The following is an 18,566-nucleotide window of genomic DNA, read 5'->3' as shown; positions in this document are numbered from 1 at the left end:
TAATTAGAATTTTTGGAATTCAATTTTCTAAAACGCTTCCGCTATGCTGAGGTAAAATCCACTCTGGCGTTTTTCGTTTGGCCTTTTTTCTCCGATTCCATAATCTAAACGAATACTGATGCCTTTTTCCGGATCGAAGAAATACCTAAAACCTGCACCGTAGTTGGGTTTAAATGAACTGGTGGAGAAATCATCAATTCCCCAAACGGTACCTGTACCACCGAAAAGTGTGGCGCCAAAGCGGCTGCTGTAGCGATAACGTAATTCTGCCTGAAAGGCCAGTAAATTCTCATCCCTATATCGCCCGCCATAATAACCACGCATCATTTCATCATTGCCCATCTGCGGCAGCAAATATATTGGTGTATTTTTACCAATAACAGTGTTGTATAATCCCTGTACACCGATAGCGAAGCTTTTATTTAACGTCCAGAAGTTTCTGGCGTCAATTTTTATCTGACTGCCGGTAAAGTTTCCATCCGAAAAAACATCAGGGGCATACTGGTAAGTTCCCCTTACAAAAAGCCCTTTCGTTGTATAATTATTGTTATTCCTGGAATCATAACTCTGCGATACGCCTAAGTAGAAAACACTTCCCCGCCTGTTGTTATAATAAGGATCGCGGCTAAAAATGCCATCTTCCACTAAATCTCTGTATTTATAATTCTCAAAACCAATGGAAGCACCCGTATATGCTTTTGGCAATAACTGTTTTTCGGCCTGAAGCAATACCTTAATCTGTTGCTGGATTAATTTATCTTCATTCGCTTCTTCCGTGCTGTTGCCAATGCCATAAAAATTAAATGGCATCCTTTTAAAGCGTAATTCTCCAATATAATGAAGCTTATTTCCTTTCCCCCAAATATCTACCATCGAACTCATGTTATAAGCTTTCAATGTAGAATAGTTTAGGTTTAAGGTTACTGAAGATGGACGGTTTGTTGTATCTGCACGATCGGTATAAAAGCCCACTATCGCACCGACACCAAACTGAAAGCCGGTTTCCTGTGCATAACCGAAAGAGGGAAGCGGTAAAAAACTTGCCTTACGTAACGTGTCTTTTTCGTTAGAAAGTAACTTTTTAATCAATTTCATTTGGCCAAATGAGCTTCCGGAAATTAAGGCAAGAACAATGATCAGGTAATATTTTTTCATCGCCGCAAATTAACTGAAATTTTATTTAAGATTTATCGGTTCATTGGTCATTAGTTCACCGGTTCAATGGTGATTTGTTCGCTGCTTATTGATGATCGGCTTAGCCGTTAATTAAGATATGAAAATTTTACTTTGCCTGCTTTGTGAAAAACTTTGCAGTCTTTGCGGTTAAGTTTCCAGCTAAATACCTATTTTTGCGGCAAATAAGACAAAACAAAATGAGCAATACAAGAGGACCGATATCTCAGTTTATGGAGCGTAATTACCTCCACTTTAATGCTGCAGCAATGATGGATGCGGCTAAAGGGTATGAAACGCATTTAGATGAGGGGGGCAAAATGATGATTACCCTTGCTGGCGCGATGAGTACTGCAGAATTGGGAATTTCACTTGCAGAAATGATCCGTCAGGATAAAGTGGCCATTATTTCTTGTACTGGTGCCAACCTGGAAGAAGATATTATGAACCTGGTTGCACACTCACACTATAAACGCGTACCTAATTACCGCGATTTAAGTCCGCAGGATGAATGGGATCTTTTAGAAAACCATTACAACCGCGTTACGGATACCTGTATTCCGGAAGAAGAAGCCTTCCGCCGTTTGCAAAAACACATCCAAAAAATCTGGATGGATGCAGAAGCAGCTGGCGAACGCTATTTCCCGCATGAATTTATGTACAAAATGCTGCTGAGCGGCGATTTGGAACAATATTATGAAATTGATCCGAAAAATTCATGGATGCTTGCTGCGGCAGAAAAGAATTTGCCAATTGTTGTGCCGGGATGGGAAGATTCTACCATGGGTAATATTTTTGCTTCTTACGTAATGAAAAATGAACTTACCGCAACCACTGTTAAAGGTGGTATCGAATATATGGGTTGGTTAGCCGATTGGTATATTGCAAATAGTGGTGGCAAAGGAATTGGTTTCTTCCAGATTGGTGGTGGCATAGCCGGTGACTTCCCGATTTGTGTAGTTCCAATGCTTTATCAGGATATGGAAATGGAAAATATTCCTTTCTGGAGCTACTTCTGCCAGATCTCTGATTCTACTACTTCTTATGGTTCTTATTCTGGTGCAGTTCCGAATGAAAAGATTACCTGGGGGAAATTAGATATCAATACGCCGAAATTTATTGTAGAAAGTGATGCGACAATCGTTGCTCCGTTAATGTTCGCCTGGATATTGAAACAATAAAAAGGAAAATCGAATAAAGCAAATAGATTTCGAAATGCCCATTTGAGATGAAGGTCAAAAATGGGCATTTTTCTTGCCTGAAAGGCCAGAAACGACATTTGTTTAGAATGATTATAAATTGTATTTCCGGTCACTATTATGTCATGGGATTTATTAATAAGTTATACTTTTGTTCAAGTTTTGATGGGGCTACCATAGCTCAGGCATCAAGTTCACAACAAAAAGTAAATTAAATAAGTATAAAGTGTTCATTATGAGAGATATCTCGATGATTTTAAAAAGTGTTTGGAAGTCGTTATTCCTATTTTCAGCAATTTCTGTAATAGCAGTTTCGACTGTTAACGCGCAGGATGCTAAAGAGGGGAGAACGCTTTTCAAAGCTAAATGTTCGTCATGCCACGCCTTAGATGCGAAATTAGTCGGTCCTGCCTTAACCGGAGTTACCGATCGCCATTCAGAAGAATTCCTTTTAAAGTGGATTCCTAATTCTCAGGCGCTGATCGCATCTGGAAATCCGGAGGCAGTTAAGTTATTCAATGAAAACGGAAAAGTAGCCATGACTGCTTTCCCTGAACTGGATGAAGCTAAAGTAAAAGACATTTTAGCCTACATTCAGGAAGGTGAGCCTAAGCCTGCAGCTGGTGCTGAAGGTGCTGCTGGTTCTGCATCAGCAAAAGATGAAGGTACTTCTGGTTTATCGCTTGCAGGGATCATTGCCATTGTAATTGTTGCTATTGTTATTTTAGTAATCTTAGGTCGTGCCAGTAAATTATTGGAGCGCTTAATTTTACAAAAACAAGGCATTGAGATGGAAGAAGATGTGCCTTTAAAAGTGGGTGTTCGCAAGATGTTTAAAAACAAGAAGTTCGTAATGTTCTTCATCTTGTGTCTAATCATTGCTTTAGGTTCATTTGGTTGGATGGGTATGTGGAATACGGGGGTTCATACCGGTTACCAGCCAGTACAGCCGATTAAATTCTCTCACGAGTTGCACGCCGGAATCAATCAGATTGATTGCCAGTATTGCCACAATGGAGCGTTTAAATCTAAAAATGCTACGATTCCTTCCTTAAATGTTTGTATGAACTGCCATAAAGCAGTACAGGCAAGAGATAAGTATGATGGTGAAATTTCTCCGGAAATCAAAAAGATCTACAATGCATTGGGTTACGATCCTGAAACGCAGAAATACGATGAGAGTAAATCAAAACCAATGGAGTGGGTGCGTGTGCACAACCTGCCAGATTTTGCTTACTTCAATCACTCACAACACGTAGTGGTTGCAGAAGATGCAATTCGTAAAGCAAAAGGTTTACAGCCAACAGAACCTGTGTGTTTTGCTTGTCATGGTCCGGTTAATACAATGGAAGAAATTTACCAATATTCTCCATTAACCATGAAATGGTGTATCAACTGCCATAAGGAAACTGATATTTCTGGTCAGAAAAATAATGCTTTCTATGCTAAGGTGATCGAAGCGCATGAGAAAATTAAAAAAGGCGAGAAAATTACACCAGCGTTATTGGGTGGTTTAGAGTGTGGTAAATGCCACTATTAATAGATAGAGTTTAGTAAGAACGTTCGAATAAACAGTAATATAGCTTAAATGGAAAGCAACAAAAAATACTGGAAAGGCTTAGAGGAGTATAACAATACACCCGATTTTGTTAAGAATAACAAAAACGAATTCGCCGAGCCACTTCCAATAGAAGATGTTTTAAATGAAGCAGGGTTAAGTACCGTTACCCCACGCCGCGACTTTTTAAAGGCGTTAGGTTTTGGTTTAGGTGCAGTTACTTTGGCTGCATGTCAAACAGCCCCGATTCATAAATCTATTCCTTACCTGGTAAAACCTGAAGAGGTTACTCCAGGTATTCCTAACTATTATACGTCCAGCTTTAATGGACAGAGTATTTTAGTTAAAACAAGAGAAGGTCGCCCAATTAAAATTGAACCAAACCCTAATGCAGGTGAGTTCTTTCGTGGTACTGATGCAAGAGCCCAAGCTTCTGTATTGGATTTATACGATGTATCAAAATTAAAAGCGCCACTTCTTAAAAATGAAGAAACTACCTGGGCAAAATTAGACGGTTTTGTTAAAACAGAATTAACTAAAGCACAGGCATCTGGAAAGAAAATCCGTATAGTTTCATCAACTGTAAACAGCCCATCAACCAATGCTGTTTTAGCCCAGTTTATTGCAAAATATCCTGCTGCTAAATTAGTTCAATATGATGCTGTTTCTTATACTGGTATTATTCAGGCCAATCAGAATAGTTTTGGTAAAGCAGTTTTACCAAAATATAACTTCGATAGCGCTGATTTAATCTTAAGTTTCGGTGCTGATTTTCTAGGTACCTGGATTAGCGGAGAAGAGTTTACGGCACAGTATTCTAAAAACCGTAGCTACAAATCTTTAGAAAGCAAAAAAATGAGCCGCCACATTCATTTTGAAAGTGGAATGAGCTTAACCGGTTCAAATGCAGATACACGTGTTCCTGTAAAATTATCAGAAGAAGGTCCGGCATTAATCGCATTATATAATGCAGTTACCGGTCAGTCTTTACCTGGAGGAACATTGGGTAACAATACAACAGCTGATAAGGTAATCAAGTTAGCTGCAAAAGAATTATTACAAAATAAAGGTAAAGCACTTGTTGTTTGTGGTTCAAACGATGTTTCAACTCAAATTCTTGTAAATGCGATCAATGCTGCAATCGGCAGTTACGGTACCACTATTGATTTAGATAATCCTTGTTATTTATATGCTGGTAACGATGCTGAATTTAATGGCTTAGTTGCTGAAATGAGTCGTGGTGAAGTTGGTGCTGTTTTATTCTTAAACAGTAACCCTGCTTACGATTATATCGATGCTAAGAAATTCGAAGCAGCATTAAAAAGCGTACCTGCAAAAATTTCTTTCGCAGATCGTGCTGATGAAACGGCTTCACTTTGTGATGCTGTTGCCATTAACCATAACTATTTAGAGTCATGGGGTGATGCAAACGCATACGAAGGTTACTATTCAATTGTTCAACCAACCATTAACCCTGTTTTCAACAGCCGTCAGGCAGAAGAAAGCTTATTGGTTTGGGCTGATGCACCAGTTAAAGATTATTATCAGTTTGTTCGTAGCAACTGGGAAACTAAAATGCTTCCGGCACTGGGTTTAAAATGGAATGATGTTTTAGAGAAAGGCGTAATCAGTATCGCACCGAAAGCTGCTACAGCTTATACATTTACACAGTCTGTTGCTCCGGTTGCTGCTTCAATTCTAAACAGAAGCAAATCTTTAGCTAAAGACATTGAATTACAGGTTTACGAAAACATCCCAATGCGTGATGGTAAAAATGCAAACAATGCGTTTTTACAAGAACTACCTGATCCGGTTTCTAAAGTAACCTGGGATAACTATGTTGCCATTGCACCAAAGTATGCAGAGACTTTAAAAGTTAAAGAATTTGATGTTGTTACAGTTAAAGCTGCAAATGGATATTCAATAGATCTTCCGGTATTGATCCAACCTGGACAAGCGAGAGGAACGGCATCAATTGCATTAGGTTACGGCCGTACCAAAGTTGGTAAAGCGGGTAATGATGTGGGTAAAAATGCTTTCCCTTTTGTTTCTTTCATTAATGGAACCATGCAATATGCTACTTCCGTAACCATTACCCCTACGGGCGGTTACTACGAATTGGCACAGACGCAAACTCACCACTCTTTCGAAGGTCGTGCAGTAATTAAAGAAGCTACTTTCAAAGAATACTTAAAAGATCCTGCAGCTGGTAACGAAAAAGGCGAACACAAAGATTATGATCTTTGGGATCAATATGAAAAACCAGGCAATAACTGGGTAATGGCAATCGATTTGAATGCTTGTACCGGTTGTGGTTCTTGCGTGGTTGCTTGTAACGTAGAAAACAATATTCCTGTAGTAGGCCGTGATGAGGTTCGCCGCCGTCGTGAGATGCACTGGATTCGTATCGACCGTTATTATAGCTATGAAACACCAGAAGGTGATGTAACTAAAGAAAAAGAGATTGCTAATCTGGAAGATTTAGATCACGTTTCTGTCGTTCACCAGCCCATGTTATGTCAGCACTGTGATCACGCACCATGCGAAACGGTATGTCCGGTATTGGCTACTGTTCACTCATCTGACGGTTTAAACCATATGGCGTATAACCGTTGTGTAGGTACCCGTTACTGTGCGAATAACTGTCCATACAAAGTGCGTCGTTTCAACTGGTTCAACTACTGGAATGATTCACGTTTCGATAACTACTTAAATAACGAGTTTACTCAATTGGTGTTGAACCCTGATGTTACCGCACGATCACGTGGGGTAATGGAAAAATGCTCAATGTGTATCCAACGTATTCAAGGCGGTAAATTAAAAGCTAAATTAGAGAAACGTCCGTTAAAAGATGGCGATATCAAAATGGCTTGTCAAGAAGCTTGTTCGGCAAATGCAATTGTATTTGGCGATTCAAACGATCCCAATTCAGAAGTTTCAAAAGCTTTACGTTCTGAGCGTATTTACTACGTATTAGAAGAAATCAACGTAAAACCTGGTATCGGATATATGACTAAAATTAGAAACACAGATACAAAAGTACAAGCGTAAGCTTTAGCATAAAGAAAATACAAATTATGTCAGGACATAACGAATCAATACTTAGAGAACCATTAATTACCGGCGATAACATCACGTATGCTAAAATTACGGATGATATTTTAGGCCCGGTAGAAAATAAGCCAAACAAAGCCTGGTGGATTGGGTTCATTTTTGCCTCATTGGGTGCTTTACTTTGGGTTGTAGCAGTAAGCTATACCTTTTGGAATGGTATTGGTGCATGGGGTTTAAATAAAACTGTTGGATGGGCCTGGGATATCACCGGTTTCGTATGGTGGGTAGGGATCGGTCACGCCGGAACATTGATTTCAGCAGTACTGTTACTTTTCCGTCAGAACTGGCGTAACTCCATTAACCGTTCAGCAGAGGCGATGACCATCTTCGCCGTAATCTGTGCAGCAACTTATGTTGTATCTCACATGGGCCGTCCCTGGTTAGCTTACTGGGTTTTACCATTACCAAATCAGTTTGGTTCACTTTGGGTAAACTTTAACTCACCATTGGTATGGGATATGTTTGCGATCTCTACTTACTTCTCTGTATCATTATTATTCTGGTATACAGGTTTATTACCGGATATTGCTACCATTCGTGATCGTGCCGTAGGTACACGCAGAAAAATTTATTCTATCTTCTCTTTCGGGTGGAGTGGAAGTGTTAAAACATGGCAGCGTTTCGAAGCGGTGTCGTTAATCCTGGCCGGTATCTCTACACCACTTGTACTTTCGGTACACACGATTGTATCAATGGACTTTGCAACATCGGTAATTCCCGGATGGCACACGACCATCTTCCCTCCATATTTCGTGGCAGGGGCGATTTTCTCAGGATTTGCGATGGTATTAACCTTATTATTGGTTGCACGTAAAGTATTAGGCCTTGAAAACTACATCACCATGTTCCACATTGAGTCGATGAATAAAATCATCATCTTAACCGGATCAATCGTAGGTGTGGCTTATTTAACTGAGTTTTTCATCGCATGGTATTCAGGTTCAGAATATGAGCAATATGCATTTATCAATCGTTCTACTGGTCCGTACTGGTGGGCATACTGGATGATGATGACTTGTAACGTAATCTCACCACAATTGCTTTGGTTCAAGAAGATCCGTTTAAGCATCCGTGCTACCTGGATTTTATCAATCGTTGTAAACATAGGTATGTGGTTTGAACGTTTCGTAATTATCGTTACTTCACTACACCGTGATTATATTCCATCAAGTTGGGCAATGTTTTATCCAACATGGGTTGATGTAAGCGTATTCGTTGGTTCAATTGGTTTATTCTTTACCTTATTCTTATTGTTTTTAAGGGTATTACCTTCCATCGCTATTGCAGAGGTGAAGTTGTTGTTGAAATCTGCAAGTGAGCAGGCCAAAATGAAACAGATTAAAGAAGGTCATGAGAATAAAGAATATGTAGCCGAATACATAGAGTCTTTAGAGAAATTTGATAGTGTTAAACAAGAAGATTACGCAAAAATATAACAATGAGTAATATCAAATATATTTTAGGCAGTTTTGGCGATCCTGACGAAATGATGCACGGCATCGAAAAGCTTCAGGAAAATAACATCAGTATTTATGATGTATATACCCCAATGCCTATCCACGGAATAGAAGCCAAATTGGGAATTAAAAGATCCAGAATCGATATTGCAGCATTTTGCTTTGGTATCACCGGAACCTGCGCAGCATTTGCATTGATTTATTTCTGTGCAGTGATCGATTGGAAAGTAAATATTGGTGGTAAACCATCTTTTGCCTTGCCGGATTTTATTCCGATAATGTTCGAATTAACAGTACTGTTTTGTGCTTTCGGAATGGTGTTAACCTACTATGCATCTACGCATTTGTTTCCTGGAAGAGCACCAAGAGTAATGGATCTTCGTGCAACAGACGATCGTTTTGTAATCGCCATTGATGCAAATGATAACGCAGCACACACTGTAATTGATAGTTTATTAAAAGATGCAGGTGCTTTAGAAGTAAAGTATAATGAAAGGAAGTACATTAGCTATGAATAAGAATAAATTTGTTTATACGGCGTTTTTAGCTATCGCTTTTGCAGCTACTTTCACAGCTTGTAAAGATAAACGCAGTACTGGTTTAGAATATGCCAGAAATATGTATGATCCGATTGCTTTAAATCCGGATCAGCCCGTTGATACCGCACATGTACCAAGTTTTAAAGGTCATGCTGCTCAGTTACCACCAGCCAATACAAAACCGGTAGGTTTTACAGAATATGATGAGTATCCAAATACAAAAGAAGGATATGAAGCAGCGGGTGTGAGCATGGTAAATCCGTTACCTGTTGATACTATTAACCTGGCAGATGGTAAGCATTTGTTTACCGTGTTTTGTAGCCCTTGCCATGGCGAGAAGGGAGATGGACAAGGACACTTGGTAAAAATTGAGAAATTTAGCGGTGTTCCGGCTTATCAAACAGGTGCTTCATCAAGAGGTGGTAATATGGCAGACCTTACACCAGGTAAAATTTATCACACCATCACTTACGGTGTAAATAACATGGGCTCGCATGCTTCACAGATTACACCAACAGATCGTTGGAAGGTAGTGATGTATGTTCAACAATTACAAAAAGGACAATAGTAAAGCAGAATATAAATGGGAACTCACAATATTAATTTTAGTGAACAATTTGAGTTTACAGGAAAAGTAAAAACTTTAAGTATAGTCGGTATCGCTTTAGGTATTGCCGCTGTTGCTTACGGTTTTATTGCTGGAGATAAAGTAATGCACGAGCGTACTTTTGCCAACCTGTTGCTTATGGGATACTACTTTGCATGCGTTTGTATGTCGGGTATGTTTTTCCTTGCTGTTCAATATGTAGCTCAGGCTGGTTGGTCTGCATCTATTTTACGCGTACCGCAAGCAATGGCTAAAACTTTGCCGATTGCAGCCGTAATACTGATTGTCATTATTACAGCAGGTTTATTTACACACAACTTATACCATCACTGGAATGCAGATGGAATAACAGATCCAAACAGCCCTAATTATGATTCATTAATTGCCGGTAAAGCAGTTTTCTTAAATGTTCCATTCTTTTTAGGTCGGCAGGTTGTATTCTTAGGTGTATATAGCATCTTCGCTATGCTTTTTGTTAAGTTATCATATAATGAAGATTTAGCGGGTGGTTTAGCATCATACAGAAAAGGATTTAAAAATGCCTGTATCTTTTTAGTAATCTACGGATTTACTACCCCGATCTTTGCTTTCGATACCATTATGTCTTTAGAGGCACACTGGTTCTCAACCATGTTCGGCTGGTATAACTTCGCAGCAATGTGGGTAAGTAGTTTAGCTACTATCGCAATTATCCTGATCTTATTAAGAAGAGCTGGTTATATGCAATGGGTTAACAATAGCCACTTACATAACTTAGGTCAGTTTATCTTTGGTTTCTCTATCTTCTGGACTTACGTTTGGTTCGCTCAGTTCTTATTGATCTACTATGCAAACATGCCGGAAGAAACTGTTTATTTCTACAAACGCTTTGAATACTACAAGTTTTGGTTTTTCTTAAACCTGGCAATGAATTTCTTAGCCCCTGTATTATTGTTAATGGATAGAGATAACAAAAGAACAGATGTGAAATTATTGTTCGTATCTATTGTAGTTCTTTTGGGCCACTGGGTTGATTATTACCAAATGATTATGCCGGGTGCAGTAGAAGAAGGTCATAATGGATTTGGAGTGATTGAGATCGGTACTGCAATTGGTTTCGTAGGATTGTTTACCTTTACGGTTTTAACATCATTGAGTAAAAAACCTTTGATTGCAAAAAATCACCCTTTATTACAAGAAAGTTTGCATCACCAACTTTAGCAGGTGACATTATAAGGGCAAATATTTATATTATTATTATAATTAGCAGTACAGCGTACTACTTTTAAGAAAATGAGTTTAAGAAAGTTTATCACGAATAAAACGACCGCAGCTTTAGCAGTACTATTTACTGTTTTTGCGAACACGAGCGCGTTTGCGCAGGAGGCATCAGTAGCAGGTGCAGCAGCGGCACCGAAAGTTGATATGGGTGAGGTTTATAAATCAGTAATTTTTTACATTCTGATTTTCCTTGCCGTATGTTTATTCATTGCAATTATTGGTAAATCAATAAAAGTATATGAGCTAAGCCGCGAAGCGCAAGGTAAGCCGGTAGGTATTAACTGGAACAGGGTTCATGCTAGTTTATTTGCATTGTTCCTGGTGTTGGGTTTATACGGTGTGTATTGGGAATATACGGTGCATGGTTCGATGTTGCTTCCGGATGCCGCATCTGAGCATGGAAAGAAAATCGATGAAATGTTCAACTTAACGTTGATCATTACCACCATCGTATTTGTTTTTACTCACATTTTATTGTTCGGATTTTCTTATATCTACAGGTATTCTGCTAAAAGAAAAGCTTATTACTATCCACATAATAATACCATCGAAAAAATCTGGACCATTGTTCCGGCATTGGTTTTAACCGTATTGGTATTAATGGGTTTCTTAACCTGGAGATCAATTTTCTTCAAAACTGAAGATCCTAATAATAAGCCATTGCAAATTGAAGTTACTTCAGAGCAGTTCAAATGGTCTATCCGTTACCCGGGAGCTGATGGAATTGTTGGAGATAAGAACTATAAACTTACTACTGCAACCAATCTTTTAGGTATTGATTTTAAAGATATCCACTCCCGTGATGATGAGATGGCAGATGAAATGGTTCTTCCGGTAGGAAAACCGATTAAATTAATCTTAACCAGTAAAGATGTAATTCACAGTTTCTATATGCCACATTTCAGAATTCAATTGAATACTGTACCAGGTATGAGAACATTCTTTGAGTTTACGCCAACAAAAACTACTGCACAGATGCAGCAGGAAACAAATGATCCAAACTTTAAGTTTGTTCTTCTTTGTGCTAAAATCTGTGGATCAGGGCACTACAACATGCAGAAAGTAGTACGTGTAGTTTCTGAAGCAGAGTACAAAACCTGGCTGGCAGAACAGAAAACATATTTAAACGACGATTTGAGAAAAGAATTTAATTTGCCGGTTGCTCCTGCTGCTCCTAAAGCGGCATCAGATTCATCAGCTACTGATTCAGCAGCTGTGAAAACAAACCAAATGGCTTTAAATAAATAATATTACCGCAGAGCGAAAGAATTATGTCAACAATAGCATTACACGACGAACACAATCACGATCACGCTGATCATGGACACCACAAGGAAACCTTAATTTCCAAGTATATCTTCAGCATGGATCATAAAATGATTGCTAAGCAATATCTAATCACGGGTATTATCATGGCAGTGATTGCGATGGGCTTATCAATTTTATTCCGTATTCAATTGGCATGGCCGGATAAAAGCTTCCCTTTCTTAGAAACATTTTTAGGAAAATGGGCTGAAGGCGGTCGTATCAAGTCTGATTTTTATCTTGCTTTAGTAACCATTCACGGTACCATTATGGTATTCTTCGTATTAACAGCGGGGTTGAGTGGAACTTTTAGTAATTTATTAATTCCTTTACAGTTGGGTGCCAGGGATATGGCATCGCCGTTTTTGAACATGCTTTCATACTGGTTATTCTTTATGGCCTGTGTGATCATGATGTCTTCATTCTTTGTACAAACAGGTCCAGCATCTGGTGGTTGGACAGTTTATCCGCCGCTCTCTATTATTGCCAAGGCAATGCCGGGATCTGGTATGGGGATGACATTGTGGTTAGTGAGTATGGTCCTTTTCGTAGCATCATCTTTAATGGGTGGTATTAACTACGTAAGTACAATTTTAAACATGCGTACAAAAGGTATGGATCTTTGGAAAATGCCTTTAACCATCTGGGCACTTTTCTTAACCGCTATCTTAGGTATCTTATCTTTCCCTGTTCTTGTGGCCGGGGTTGTGTTAATGGTATTTGACCGGAGTTTTGGTACCAGTTTCTATCTTTCTGATATCGTAATGGGTACTGATATTTTACCGAATGAAGGTGGTTCTCCAATTTTATGGCAACACTTATTCTGGTTCTTAGGTCACCCTGAGGTATATATTGTAATTATGCCAGCGTTGGGTATCTCATCAGAAGTTATTTCTGTAAACTCACGTAAACCAATCTTTGGTTACCATGCAATGGTTTACTCCCTGATTGGTATCACTGTACTTTCGTTCATCGTTTGGGGTCACCATATGTTTGTAACGGGAATGAATCCATTATTGGGTGGTGTATTTATGATTACCACCTTAATTATCGCAGTACCATCTGCCGTAAAAACATTTAACTACTTAGCTACATTATGGCGCGGTAATATCCGTTTTACACCGGCAATGTTGTTTGCAATCGGTTTAGTTTCATTCTTTATTTCTGGCGGTTTAACCGGTATTTTCTTAGGTAACGCATCATTAGATATTAACTTACACGATACTTACTTCGTTGTTGCCCACTTTCACCTGGTAATGGGTTCTGCAGCGATCTTCGGAATGCTTGCAGGTGTTTATCACTGGTTTCCCAGAATGTTCGGAAGAATGTTAAATCCTAAGTTAGGTTATTTACACTTCTGGTTAACTTTTATTGCGGCTTATCTGGTATTCTTCCCATTACACTTCTTAGGTTTAGATGGTGTACCACGTCGTTACTATGCGTTCACTGAATTTGAATTCATGAAGAAGTGGTTAACGGTAAACGTATTTGTAACCTGGGCAGCGATTATAGCGGCTTTAGCGCAAGTGGCGTTCTTGTTTAACTTCTTCTATTCAATCTTTAAAGGTAAAGTTGCTCCGCAAAACCCTTGGGAAGCAAATACTTTAGAATGGACTGCACCAGTAGAACACATTCACGGTAACTGGCCGGGAGAAATTCCAACAGTTTACAGATGGCCATATGACTACAGTAAACCTGGTCATGACGCAGATTTTATTCCACAAACTGTTCCTTTCTCTCAAACCATGAGCTCTAACTTGCCTCACGATTTTGAAGGAAATGCAGAAGCAGAAAAAATACAGCAAGATTGGGAATTAGCTAATCCTGTTGAAGAAAATAAAGGCTAATTAGAAAGCTTTAATACAATTTAAAAGGGGTATCTGATTAAGTTTCTGCTTATCCAGATACCCCTTTCACATAAAAAAGTATAATGATCAGCAGATCAGAACAACATTTCATCAGGATTAATTTAATAACCATTATCGTTACGTTGATGGTTATCCTTGCCGGCGGTATTGTAAGAAGTACAGGGTCTGGAATGGGTTGCCCTGACTGGCCTAAATGTTTCGATCGTTATATTCCGCCTACAGATGTTTCGCAATTGCCGGCAGATTATAAAGAGAAGTATGTAGCAGGACGGTTAAAGAAAAATGAAAAATTTGCCAAATACTTAGAAAGTATGGGTAAAGTTGCATTGGCCGATTCAATCAGACATGATCGAAGCATCACCGTTCCTGAAGAATTTAACGCAACTAAAACCTGGGTTGAGTATATTAATAGGTTAACCGGAGTTTTGGCAGGAATATTTTTGTTTTTAACATTGGTTTATTCTTTTACTTATAGAAAGATCGCAAAGAGAATCATCGTTTTAAGTGCGCTGAATATTCTGGTGGTTGGTTATCAAGCCTGGTTAGGTTCTATAGTAGTGTCTACGAATCTGGCGCAATGGGTAGTTACGGTACACATGCTTCTGGCGTTGGTTATTTTGGCAATTTCAATCTATACCTATAATTATGCCAAGCAGCTGAATAAAACACCTTCTGTGATAATGTACCGGATACTTTGGTTAAAGGGATTTTTACTATTTACGGTAATGTTGAGTATCCTTCAGATCATTTTAGGTACAGAAGTAAGAGAGTCTGTTGATGTAGTGGCAAAATCATTGTCGAATGGTTTAAGGGACACCTGGATTTCAAGACTGGATTCCATTTTTACTTACCATAGGGATCTGGCAATATTGGTGGTTATCGCTAACGCAATTGTATACAAAATGGTTATCGACCGGTTTAGTGGCAAAGCCGCACCGTTATTAACGGCGAGGTTTATTTTAGTTACGCTGCTCATTCAATTATTAAGTGGTTTTGCATTAGCATATTTTGCATTTCCACCGGCAGCGCAGGCATTGCATATATTATTCTCTACGTTGTTATTTAGTTTACAGTTTTATTTGTACTTGTTGGTTTATCGCACCAGTACTTATAAGCAATAATATTTAAGGAAGTTGAAACAGGTTTTCTCAGATTTTTCTAAACTCATCAAATTCAGGCTATCGTTTACGGTGGTGTTTTCGGCATCGATATCATTTTTGATCGGGCAGAAGATGCAGATTGGCAGAAGCCATGACATCAATTGGGTAAAACGGATGAATGAGTTGGGTGAGACCAACATTGTTCAATCTATAAATTGGGGAAACTGGTTGATCCTGATTGCAGGTGGATTTTTAGTTACTGCCGCGGCCAATTGTTTCAATGAAATTATTGAAAAGGATCTGGACAAGTTAATGGCCAGGACCAAAGACCGGCCAATGCCTGCAGGAAGAATGACCACCGGACAAGGCTTAATTATTGGCGTTTTTATGGCTTTTCTGGGCACTTGGCTGTTAGGTAAGCTAAATCTGGAGACGGGTTTATTATCTGTTTTCTCCATTTTTTTATATGCATTTGTGTATACTCCCCTAAAAAGAAAATCACCTATTGCAGTATTTGTTGGGGCCATCCCCGGGGCTTTGCCGCCACTTATCGGCTACCTTGCGGCTTTTGGGAATTTAAAGGCGGAGATGTTTCAACCAGTTGATTATTGGGTAGCAATCGTTTTATTCCTAATTCAATTCGTTTGGCAGTTTCCACATTTCTGGGCTATTGCCTGGGTATTGGATGATGATTATAAGAAGGCAGGCTTTAGGTTACTACCTACTAAGAAGAGGGATAAGACATCGGCATTGCTTACTTTTTTGAGTACTTTGATTTTGATTCCGGTGAGTTTGCTTCCAACTTTTTATGGTTTTGGCGGTTATTACATTGCTGGTTTATCTTTAATTGCAGGCTTGATATTTAGCTGGCTCGCATTAAAACTTTTATTAAGCAGAGACCTTGCAGATGCAAGAAAAGTAATGTTCTGCTCGTTTTTTTACATTCCCGCTGTACAGCTGGGATTATTATTAAATTTTATAGCAAAATAATTTTATGGAGCTAACAATGGAAAAGATCCAAGATACATTTGACCCAAAACCCCGGAAGTTTATTGTCTGGCTTTTTGTGGTTTCATCTACCATTATGTTTGGTGGGTTTACCAGTTACTATCTGGTATTTGCAGCATCAAAAGGTAAAGGACATGGTTTGGTATTACCTGATGCATTTATTTATAGCAGTTTGGTAATTATTGCCAGCAGTATTTCACTGGTGCTCGCAGCAAAGGCGATGAGAAAGTTGAATTTCAGCCTGCAACGCAATATGTTATGGGTAACGGTTATTTTGGCCATTGCATTTGGTGTTATGCAGTTTAATGCCTGGGGAAGCATGGTGAAAACCGGTGCAACGCTTGTGGGTAATAATGCGGCAATTTCTTTTATTTATGTGGTTTCCGGCCTGCACTTATTGCACATTATAGGTGGCGTTGGATTGATTATTAATGCTTTGGTGGGGAGTTACAAGAACATCTCGCCTGCAAAAAGCAAATATAGAATGGAAATTGCTTCTATTTTTTGGCATTTTATAGATATATTATGGATATATCTGTATGTTTTTTTACTTTTGAACCGTTAAATTTGTTAACAAACTATTATACTATTTCCAAATGAATTCAGTATCACAATTAGATCAAGTTAAAACCGGGCCATGGAATGGTGGCCGTTCTCCGTGGTCGGTAGAATATGGCAAAATCATGATGTGGTTTTTCCTTTTGTCAGATGCTTTTACCTTTTCCTCTTTATTAATCTATTACGGCGCTCAGCGTTTTTCTAAATTGACCTGGCCAGATCCTGATTTGGTTTTCCAATCGGTTCCGGGTATCACCGATTCAGGTGCACCACTTGTTTTCGTAGGCATCATGACTTTTATCTTAATCATGAGTTCTGTAACAATGGTTTTAGCGGTTGAAGCAGGTCATCGCCGTGCAAAGAAAGAAGTAATCTGGTGGATGGTTGCTACCATTATTGGTGGTTTCATGTTCTTGGGCTGTCAGGCGTTAGAGTGGACACACTTACACCATGAAGGGTTTTGGTTTGCTCAAATTCCAACAGCTGAGAAATTGAAAGAATTCTTTAATGGAGATGTTTCTTTCGTTGCGGCACAGCAGTTTGCTAACTTGTTTTTCACCATTACCGGATTTCACGGTTTCCACGTATTTAGTGGAGTAATCATTAACATCATTGTATTGATAATGACCATCAATGGCACGTTTGAAAAGAGAGGTCATTATTTAATGGTTGAGAAGGTTGGTTTATACTGGCACTTTGTAGATTTAGTATGGGTGTTTGTATTTACATTCTTCTATTTGGTTTAATTCATCACATTTAAAAATATTATCATGTCAGAACATCACGCACATACAGAAGGGCACGAGGAGCACGCAGGTTTATCAAAAGGTAAAATCTGGCAGGTGTTTGGAATCCTGTTAATGATTACTGTAATTGAGTTTATTATTGCCCTTTGGGTTCTACCAAACCATTACATGAGTCATGCCGTTGGTAACTTCGTTTATATCGCTTTAACCTTGGTAAAAGCATTTTATATTGTTGCATATTTTATGCACCTGAAATATGAGAAACTTGGTTTTCAGCTTTCTTTAACATTATCATTAATTTTCATTATCTACTTTATTGTTTTAATGTTAATTGAAGGTGGATTTTTGAATATCCACATGATGAATCATTAATGAAAGGAAAATCCATCCAAAAAGTATTAATCCTGGTAAGCACTTTAGCTGTACCGGGATTTTTGTTTTTTTACTTATTGCCACAGTTCGCCAAGAACCGGTATAAAAGCCTTCCAATCTTTGGAGAAAAGGTTGTTGCCTCAACATTTCATTCGGTGAAGGGTAAAAAGATTCCAGATACCATCTATCATCAGGTGCCGGATTTTAAATTGGTTAACCAAAGTGGAGACAGCGTTTCCTGGGCAACCCTAAAAAACAAAATCATCGTATTAAATTTGATTAATACTGATGCACCTAATGCAGGTGTAACTAAATACCTCCAGCAATTGGCAGCAGGATATGAAAAGAAACCTTTGGTGAAGTTCTTAAGCTTGTCTGTAAACCCTGCGGACGTATTGAAGATTAAAGCATATGCTGATCAGTTAGGTGCTAAGGCCGAGAAATGGAATGTCCTTGCAGGCGATACCAGCATCACTTATCCACTCATTCGCAAAGGCCTGTTGTTGGATGTCATTAGCGACGAAAGTCAGGAAAAGCCCCGTTACATTTTTAGCAGCAGGATTTTATTAATCGATGTACAGCATCGCATAAGAGGTATTTATGAAACTGACAGCCCGGAATCTACAGCCCGGCTGGAAGATGAGATCAAAGTATTGATTGCAGAGTATTTGAGGAATGTTAAAGACGGGCGATAGTTTGCAG

16 protein-coding genes are annotated in these 18,566 nt (G+C 38.8%); 15 read left to right on the top strand and 1 reads right to left on the bottom strand.

Translation table 11 applies throughout. The annotated features are described in order from the left end of the window. Positions 1-27 precede the first annotated feature (27 nt). Complete coding sequence (locus tag GJU39_RS08530) at positions 28-1,155, bottom strand: BamA/TamA family outer membrane protein (RefSeq protein ID WP_154280368.1); 1,128 nt, start codon at positions 1,153-1,155, stop codon at positions 28-30. 218 nt (positions 1,156-1,373) lie between these two features. Between GJU39_RS08530 and GJU39_RS08525 the strand changes: the two genes are divergently transcribed. The 15 genes from GJU39_RS08525 (at position 1,374) to GJU39_RS08455 (ending at position 18,559) form a co-directional block, all read left to right on the top strand. Then, the gene (locus GJU39_RS08525) at positions 1,374-2,354 is read left to right on the top strand and encodes a deoxyhypusine synthase family protein (RefSeq protein WP_154280367.1); all 981 of its coding nucleotides are present in this window, start codon (positions 1,374-1,376) and stop codon (positions 2,352-2,354) included. A gap of 253 nt (positions 2,355-2,607) precedes the next feature. Further along, a complete protein-coding gene (locus GJU39_RS08520) occupies positions 2,608-3,912 on the top strand; it encodes a c-type cytochrome (RefSeq protein WP_154280366.1) in 1,305 nt (434 codons plus the stop codon). Between the two features lie 48 nt (positions 3,913-3,960). Then, complete coding sequence (locus GJU39_RS08515; protein WP_154280365.1) at positions 3,961-6,981, top strand: TAT-variant-translocated molybdopterin oxidoreductase; 3,021 nt, start codon at positions 3,961-3,963, stop codon at positions 6,979-6,981. A gap of 26 nt (positions 6,982-7,007) precedes the next feature. Next, positions 7,008-8,480: an NrfD/PsrC family molybdoenzyme membrane anchor subunit gene (nrfD, locus tag GJU39_RS08510; protein WP_154280364.1), complete on the top strand. Its 1,473-nt coding sequence runs from the start codon at positions 7,008-7,010 to the stop codon at positions 8,478-8,480. A 2-nt stretch (positions 8,481-8,482) separates the two neighbouring features. After that, positions 8,483-9,019 carry a DUF3341 domain-containing protein gene (locus tag GJU39_RS08505; protein ID WP_154280363.1) on the top strand — a complete coding sequence of 179 codons (537 nt, stop codon included), beginning with the start codon at positions 8,483-8,485 and terminating at the stop codon, positions 9,017-9,019. Then, entirely contained in the window at positions 8,991-9,608 is a 618-nt protein-coding gene (locus GJU39_RS08500) for a c-type cytochrome (protein WP_154280362.1), read from the top strand. The genes GJU39_RS08505 and GJU39_RS08500 overlap by 29 nt, the downstream gene beginning before the upstream one ends. A 15-nt stretch (positions 9,609-9,623) precedes the next feature. Continuing rightward, positions 9,624-10,847: a quinol:cytochrome C oxidoreductase gene (locus GJU39_RS08495; protein ID WP_154280361.1), complete on the top strand. Its 1,224-nt coding sequence runs from the start codon at positions 9,624-9,626 to the stop codon at positions 10,845-10,847. Positions 10,848-10,919: 72 nt separating this feature from the next. Next, positions 10,920-12,155 carry a cytochrome c oxidase subunit II gene (locus GJU39_RS08490; protein WP_154280360.1) on the top strand — a complete coding sequence of 412 codons (1,236 nt, stop codon included), beginning with the start codon at positions 10,920-10,922 and terminating at the stop codon, positions 12,153-12,155. Between the two features lie 23 nt (positions 12,156-12,178). Beyond that, entirely contained in the window at positions 12,179-14,059 is a 1,881-nt protein-coding gene (locus GJU39_RS08485) for a cytochrome c oxidase subunit I (protein WP_209437609.1), read from the top strand. 83 nt (positions 14,060-14,142) lie between these two features. Then, a complete protein-coding gene (locus GJU39_RS08480) occupies positions 14,143-15,201 on the top strand; it encodes a COX15/CtaA family protein (protein ID WP_154280359.1) in 1,059 nt (352 codons plus the stop codon). 12 nt (positions 15,202-15,213) lie between these two features. Beyond that, entirely contained in the window at positions 15,214-16,170 is a 957-nt protein-coding gene (gene cyoE / locus GJU39_RS08475) for a heme o synthase (protein ID WP_154280358.1), read from the top strand. Between the two features lie 16 nt (positions 16,171-16,186). After that, positions 16,187-16,753 carry a cytochrome c oxidase subunit 3 gene (locus GJU39_RS08470; protein WP_154280357.1) on the top strand — a complete coding sequence of 189 codons (567 nt, stop codon included), beginning with the start codon at positions 16,187-16,189 and terminating at the stop codon, positions 16,751-16,753. 31 nt (positions 16,754-16,784) lie between these two features. Next, positions 16,785-17,492 carry a cytochrome c oxidase subunit 3 gene (locus GJU39_RS08465; RefSeq protein WP_154280356.1) on the top strand — a complete coding sequence of 236 codons (708 nt, stop codon included), beginning with the start codon at positions 16,785-16,787 and terminating at the stop codon, positions 17,490-17,492. Positions 17,493-17,516: 24 nt separating this feature from the next. After that, positions 17,517-17,864: a cytochrome C oxidase subunit IV family protein gene (locus GJU39_RS08460; protein WP_154280355.1), complete on the top strand. Its 348-nt coding sequence runs from the start codon at positions 17,517-17,519 to the stop codon at positions 17,862-17,864. After that, positions 17,864-18,559, top strand: a complete 696-nt coding sequence (locus GJU39_RS08455) for an SCO family protein (protein ID WP_154280354.1) — start codon at positions 17,864-17,866, stop codon at positions 18,557-18,559. The genes GJU39_RS08460 and GJU39_RS08455 overlap by 1 nt, the downstream gene beginning before the upstream one ends. The last annotated feature ends 7 nt before the right edge of the window (positions 18,560-18,566 follow it).

The sequence above is a fragment of the Pedobacter petrophilus genome, from assembly GCF_009674725.1.
GTDB lineage: Bacteria > Bacteroidota > Bacteroidia > Sphingobacteriales > Sphingobacteriaceae > Pedobacter > Pedobacter petrophilus.
This window is presented reverse-complemented; position numbering and strand designations above follow the sequence as displayed.